Genomic DNA, 338 nt, shown 5'->3' on the forward strand with positions numbered 1-338 from the left:
TCAGGTTCTCGCTCATGCGATGGCTCACCTCGATCACGCGATCGTTGGTGTCACAGCGATAATCATAGGTCGGCATGCTATGGACCTCTCTTCGATGCTTAAAGAAAGAATGGTTGACGCAGATGTTTTGAGGCGCTGGATTATAGAGAAGCCGCTCAGGGGCGCAAAGATCCGCCGCCAGCCTTGAACCGCCGCCGCATCGCATGCAGGGTCGGCTCGGTATAGCCGTTTGGCGCCTCGCGGCCCTTGAAGATCAGATCACAGGCGGCCTGGAAGGCTACGCCGTCGAAGCCGGGCGCCAGCGGCCGGTAGAGCGGGTCGTCGGCGTTTTGCTCATC

Annotated in this window: 1 protein-coding gene and 1 pseudogene; both read right to left on the reverse strand. The window is 59.8% G+C overall.

Annotated features, from left to right (window positions below):
* Positions 1-76, reverse strand: a pseudogene (locus GJ668_RS20880) (zinc ribbon domain-containing protein); the annotation flags it as partial.
* A 79-nt stretch (positions 77-155) separates the two neighbouring features.
* Positions 156-338, reverse strand: a 183-nt coding sequence (locus GJ668_RS20020) for a hypothetical protein (protein WP_155451821.1), incomplete at its 5' end; no start/stop codon positions are given.

The sequence above is a fragment of the Allochromatium palmeri genome, from assembly GCF_009720725.1.
GTDB classification, from domain to species: Bacteria; Pseudomonadota; Gammaproteobacteria; order Chromatiales; family Chromatiaceae; genus Thermochromatium; species Thermochromatium palmeri.